This window comes from Winogradskyella sp. UBA3174 (assembly GCF_002364335.1).
Taxonomy (GTDB): domain Bacteria; phylum Bacteroidota; class Bacteroidia; order Flavobacteriales; family Flavobacteriaceae; genus Winogradskyella.
In genome coordinates this window covers 1-1,713 of record NZ_DEXW01000015.1, presented here as the reverse complement: position 1 = coordinate 1,713, position 1,713 = coordinate 1, and the positions used below count along the sequence as shown (strand labels likewise).

1 protein-coding gene is annotated in these 1,713 nt (G+C 33.5%); it reads left to right on the top strand.

Translation table 11 applies throughout. From position 1 onward, the window contains the following. Positions 1-1,713: TonB-dependent receptor plug domain-containing protein (locus B2U95_RS01405; RefSeq protein WP_296311721.1), on the top strand; the 1,713-nt coding region annotated here is incomplete at its 5' end.

Genomic DNA, 1,713 nt, shown 5'->3' with positions numbered 1-1,713 from the left:
ATGGGAGTTCAGTACGGCGCAAACGCTGTTTCTGGTGTTATTAACATCATCACCAAAAAATCAATTCGAGAGAATACAAAAATATCAATATTTTTGCAAGAAGAGACTGTTGGTTCAGAATATGAGCTCTTTGACAAAGGGCGGCATATTCAATCTGTAAATATTAGTCATAATATTAGTGAAACGCTCTTTGGTTCAATAAGTTATTTTAGAAATGATTTTGGAGGCTATTGGAATGGAAGTCAAGGTGAAATATATGATGTTAATGATGGACTTCGTGGGCATGATTGGTTGCCTAAAACCCAACAAAACGCAAAGCTTACTTTAAAATTTGATACTGGGAAAAAGTTTCAAGCTTTTTATAAATTTGACTTCCTAAACGAACGCATAGATCGTTTCAACAGCATTATATCGCCCAATGAGAACTCTCAAACAAACACGAGTAATCCATCTGCGATAGACGAAATTTTCACTAATACTAGATTTATACATAATCTGAATGTGATGGGCGGTTTGGGCGAAAAATTAAATTACGATGTGTCACTGTCCTACCAAGAACAAACAAAAGATTTTGAACGGTATACCTTTTTTATAAGACCTGAAACTAGAGAAAATGTTTTAAATACTGAATATTTATCGCGCTCAACTTGGTTTTCTAGAGGTACCTTAAATAATCTCTTCAAATCCAAAAGATTTAATTTACAAACAGGTTATGAAATTGGAAGTTTTTCAGGAAAAGGCTCACCTTTTGCTTCGTCTTTAATTAATAGTGAGAATGCTTCTGTCTCAAATGAATTAAATAATTATGACTTTTTTGTTTCCTCAGAAATAGAAGTTTCTGATAATTGGTCTCTAAAACCTGGTGTTCGAATTTCTTTCTCAAATATTTTTAGTCCTCAACATATGATATCAGTCAGTTCTAGAATTGATTTAAAGAATGATTATGAGCTAAGAACTATCATAGGCTCATCTAATCGTACTCCAAGTTATGATGAGCTCTATACGTTTTTTGTTGATGTGAATCATAATTTTCAAGGAAATCCTGAGCTCGATCCAGAACAGGGTTATTCCGTTTTTACACATTTAAAAAAGAAATTTAATTTTAAAAATGACGCTGTTCTCAACAGTAAGTTGAGTTTGACTTATTTGGATTTAAAAGATCGTATTGAATTTATTATTGTGAATGTTAATCCGTTAGAATCTCAATCTAATAACATCGACAGTTACAAGTTTGCTGGTTTATTTTTTGAAAACTCTTACAACCAAGGCCGTTTTAAAGGTTCGTTTGGGTTTGGTGCTCAAGCTATTTCGAAAATATTGGATAGCAACTCAGATGCTCAAGATGATTTTCTTTATAACGTTCAGCTGAATTCTAACATCACTTATACGATACCAAAATGGAACACAAGTGCAACCGTTTATTTTAAACATGTTGGTACCCAAGAACAATTTGTACAAAAACAGAATGCACAAGGCGAATTCACTTTTGAACGCGGCCAAACCGACCCTATCAGTTTTTTAGACGCATCAGTACGAACGACTTTTTCTAAAAACAAATTAATTGCAACGATAGGCGTAAGAAACCTTTTAGATATTGATACGGTGAATACGAGCGCATTTGATGGTGGAGCGCACAATGATGCACCGAGCCAATTGCCTCTCGCTTATGGTAGATCATTTTTTCTAAAACTAAATTACATACTTAAAATTTAA